Source organism: Phenylobacterium sp., from assembly GCF_030697925.1.
Taxonomy (GTDB): Bacteria; Pseudomonadota; Alphaproteobacteria; order Caulobacterales; family Caulobacteraceae; genus Phenylobacterium.
Genome location: NZ_JAUYOJ010000170.1, coordinates 1 through 3,934, shown reverse-complemented (window position 1 = coordinate 3,934; position 3,934 = coordinate 1). Strand labels below are relative to the sequence as shown.

The window sequence follows — 3,934 nt, the reverse complement described above, 5'->3', positions numbered from 1 at the left end:
CGCCAACGCCGAGACCTTCGTGGACGGCTGGATGCGGACCGGGGACGTGGCCTATGTGGACGCCGAGGGGTTCGTCTACATCGTCGACCGCATCAAGGACCTGGTGATCCGGGGCGGGGAAAACATCGGCTGCGGCGCGGTCGAGGCGGCGCTCCTGGAGCACCCCGACATCCTGGAAGCCAGTGTCTATGGCGTGCCGGATGAACGCCTGGGAGAAGAGGTCGGGGCGACGCTCTACACGCGCGCCGACCTGGAGGAGTCAGTCTTGAGGTCATTTCTCGAGCCCCGCCTCGCGCGGTTCGAGATTCCTCGGTACTTCCACTTCACCGACGCTCCGCTGCCGCGCATCGCGTCGGGAAAAATCCTCAAGCGTCAGCTTCGAGACGAAGCCGCGCAACGCCAGGCGGCCGCCGCGGCGACCACCCAATCCGTCCTCACCGACATCCTCGCAGGTTCATAATGCTGACAGTCCATCATCTCGGCGTTTCCCAGTCGGAACGCATCGTCTGGCTCTGCGAGGAACTGGGGATCGACTACGTGCTTAAGCGCTACGATCGGGTCCCACCGGGCCGGGGCCCGGCGCCGCCTGAGTACAAGGCTCTGCATCCGCTCGGCACCGCGCCGATCATCACGGACGGCGATGTAGTCCTGCCCGAGTCCGGGGCGATCATGGAGTACATCATCGGCAAATACGGCGACGGCCGGCTGGCGGTGGCCGCCGACGCCTCGAACTTCGCCGACTATCTGTTCTGGTTCCACTTCGCCAACGCCTCGATGCTGCCCAGCCAGATCGGGGCGCCGCGGGAAGGCGCCGAGGAAAGCCCGCGCGCCCAATTCATGCGGGCGCGTTCCGATCGTGCCTGGGCGCTGGTGGAGGCGCGGCTCGGCGCCTCGGCCTATTTCGCCGGGGACGAGTTCACGGCGGCCGACATCATCATGGGCTTCGCTCTGACCACCATGCGGGTCTTCGCGCCGCGCGATCTGTCGCACTATTCGAACATCCTAGCCTATCTGAAGGTCATCGCGGCGCGGCCGGCCTACCAGCGCGCGATGGAGAAGGGGGACCCACAGATGCAGCCTCTCCTTAGCTAGGCCAGTCGATCCCGCCCGGGCGTCAGTGACCAGGTTGCGTATGCACAACCTTCTTGGAAACGGCGCCTGTCATTTCCAGAAGGTTGTTCACCCTGGCCCAGGGTGTGAGGGCGTTGGGGTCGACTGCGGTTGTAGGTGTCGGTCCAGAGGCCGATGGCGTGGCTTCGTTCGCTGGATGACGGGTTCGTAGGCACTACCCCGCAAAGCACATGGAGCGCGTTTCGATGCTCAAGAACAAACATGCGATGGGACACGGGCACGCAAACGCAATCGTCGCCCAGACGCTCGCGGAAGATGAGCCATAGATCTCGTCTCTAGTCGCTAGGTGGTATCCAAGGAGCGGACCTTTTCAGCTCGGCTGCGACGTCCGCATTTCGGCGTGGTGCCAACTTCTGCAATTGTTCAGGTTTCTTGGACGCCCGCCAGGCGCGGCGGCGGGTGTGGCCCCGTAGGCGGGTGTCTGAGAAAGCTCAAAGTCTGACCCGCGGGATGGGGTCGGAGCGCTATGGGGATTTGAGCTGGGCGCTGATCCCGGCTGGGGCTCGGCGGCGAGCTCCGAGGCGATGAGCGCGGCGCGCACGGACAGATTGATCCGGTGCGCGGCGGGTGATGAGGCGTTGGAGGTCGGGTTTTCGGCTTCGCGCGCAAGGACCCGGCCGTCGGCGCGAGAGCCGGCGCACGCGGCGAGCGGGCGCCGCCGCGGGGCTGTGGTTCGCGGCGAGGTGGTCCTTCAGCCTCATGAGGAGTCGATCCTGAAGACGGACCTCTGCGGCGCCTCGTGCGGCGAGCCTGCGCGCTCGAAGACCTCGACGCGGATCATGCGTCCGCCGCAGCAGGGGCAGGCGAGCGGCGGTTTTGCGTCGGCGTCGGGCTCGGCCCTGGCTTCGGCTGGGGGTGGTGGCGGCGCGAGTAGGGCGCGGGCCTTGGCCAGGTTGGCGGCGCGGCCGGTGTTGGCGAACAGGCCGTAGTGGCGAATGCGGTGGAAGCCTGAGGGCAGGACGTGGATGAGGAAGCGGCGGAGGAACTCGCCGGGCGCCAGCGTCATCAGCTTGCGCCGGGCCTGTCCGTCCTGGCGGTAGTCCTTCCAGCGGAAGGTGACGCCGCGGTCGTCGAGGCTGACCAGGCGGCTCGAGGAGATGGCGACGCGGTGGGCGTAGCGGGCGAGATAGGCCAGGACCGCTTCGGGCCCGGCGAACGGGCGCTTGGCGTAGACCACCCACTCGGCGCGGCGCAGCGGGGCCAGGCGGGCGGCGAAGGCGGCGCGGTCGGCGAGGCCTTCGAGCGCGCCGAAGAAGGCCAGGCGGCCCTCGGCGTGGGCGGCGGCGAGCCGGTCCAGGAAGAGGCGCCGGAACAGGCGAGACAGCACCCGCACCGGCAGGAAGAACCTCGGGCGGCAGGAGACCCAGGTCTGGCCGTCCAGGGCGAGACCGCCGCCGGGGACGATGCAGTGGACGTGCGGATGGTGGGTGGGCGCCGAGCCCCACGTATGCAGCACCGCGGTCAGGCCGATCCGCGCGCCCAGATGTTTGGGATCGGCGGCGATGGTCAGCAGGGTCTGCGAGGCGGCCTTGAACAGGGCGTCATAGACCACGGCCTTGTTCTGGAAGGCGATGTCGCCGATCTGCGCCGGCAGGGTGAAGACCACATGGTAATAGGCCAGCGGCAACAGCTCGGCCTGGCGCGCTTCCAGCCAGCGCTGCGCCGCCGCCCCCTGGCGCTTCGGGCAATGGCGGTTGCGGCAGGAATTGTAGGCGACCTGCAGGTGGTCGCAGTCCTCGCAGCGATCGACATGGCCGCCGAGCTCCGCGGTCCGGCAGGCCTCGATCGCCGACATCACCTTCAGCTGGCCCAGGCTGAGGCGCCCGGCCTGGGCCAGCCGCCACGCGGGCCCATGGGCGCGGAAGATGTCGGCGACCTCCAGGACCGGGCGCACCGACCCGGTCTCCTGCAGCTCAGGCCGGCGGAGGTCTGAGCTGCAGGAGGTCCAGCGGGCTGTCGATCCCGTCCAGGGTCTTGGCCGCCACGTGGGTGTAGATCGCCGTGGTCTCCAGCTTCCTGTGGCCGAGCAGGACCTGGATCACGCGGACGTCGACGTCCTGCTCCAGCAGGTGGGTGGCGAAGCAGTGCCGCAGCGTGTGCAGTGAGACCGGCTTCTTGATCCCGGCCTTCCTGAGCGCGTCGTGAAAGGCCCGGTTTAACGAGCGCGGGGTGACTGGGTCGAAGGGCGTCAGGCGATTGGGAAACAGCCACACCGGCGGACGGGCGACCTTCCACCAGTTGCGCAGGACCGCCAGCAAGTGGGGCGAGAGCAGCGCGTCGCGGTCGCGCCGCCCCTTGCCCTGCTCGACCCGGATCCGCATGCGCTGGCTATCGATGTCACCGATCTTCAAGCCCACGACCTCCGAGGCCCGCAGGCCAGCGCCGTAGGCGACGCTCAGCGCCGTACGCCACTTGAGCCCCGGCGCCGCCTGCAGGACGCTGGCGACCTCGGCGGGCGTGAGCACCACGGGCAGCCGCTGCGGCTCGCGAACGATCGGGATGTAGTCGACCGCCTCCGGCCGCTTCAGCGTCACCCGGAAGAAGAACCGCAGCGCCACCATGGCGCCGTTGACGCTGGCCGGCGCCAGCCCGCTCTGCGTCAGGTGCAACTGATAGCGTCGGACATCCTCAAACGTCAGCTCCACCGGCCGCCTGTCGCAGCACCGGCAGCACGCCCGCACCGATCGCATGTAACTCTGCTGGGTCCGCGGATCGAAGTTGCGGATCATCATGTCTTCGATCATCCTGCGGCGCAGCGGGTTGATGACCTCTGCTGTCATCACGCATCTCCTGTCTTGAGGAG

At 68.3% G+C, this 3,934-nt stretch carries 4 protein-coding genes and 1 pseudogene; 3 read left to right on the top strand and 2 right to left on the bottom strand.

The genetic code is table 11. The annotated features are described in order from the left end of the window. From Q8Q88_RS16275 to Q8Q88_RS16265, 3 genes and pseudogenes are all read left to right on the top strand, one after another. Positions 1 to 460 (top strand): class I adenylate-forming enzyme family protein (locus Q8Q88_RS16275; protein ID WP_305676232.1); only part of this gene is annotated, 460 nt, incomplete at its 5' end. Then, on the top strand, positions 460 to 1,092 hold the full coding sequence (locus tag Q8Q88_RS16270) for a glutathione S-transferase family protein (protein ID WP_305676231.1): 633 nt from the start codon (positions 460 to 462) through the stop codon (positions 1,090 to 1,092). The genes Q8Q88_RS16275 and Q8Q88_RS16270, both read left to right, overlap by 1 nt. Positions 1,093 to 1,286: 194 nt before the next feature. Next, positions 1,287 to 1,397: pseudogene (locus Q8Q88_RS16265) on the top strand (DUF4287 domain-containing protein); the annotation flags it as partial. 431 nt (positions 1,398 to 1,828) lie between these two features. On the opposite strand, the gene Q8Q88_RS16260 reads toward Q8Q88_RS16265, so the two are convergent. Together Q8Q88_RS16260 and Q8Q88_RS16255 are read right to left on the bottom strand one after the other, a co-directional pair. After that, positions 1,829 to 3,025, bottom strand: a complete 1,197-nt coding sequence (locus Q8Q88_RS16260) for an IS91 family transposase (protein WP_305676230.1) — start codon at positions 3,023 to 3,025, stop codon at positions 1,829 to 1,831. A gap of 19 nt (positions 3,026 to 3,044) precedes the next feature. Beyond that, positions 3,045 to 3,911 (bottom strand): site-specific integrase, encoded by an 867-nt coding sequence (locus tag Q8Q88_RS16255; RefSeq protein ID WP_305676229.1) that lies wholly within the window; start codon positions 3,909 to 3,911, stop codon positions 3,045 to 3,047. Positions 3,912 to 3,934: the final 23 nt, after the last annotated feature.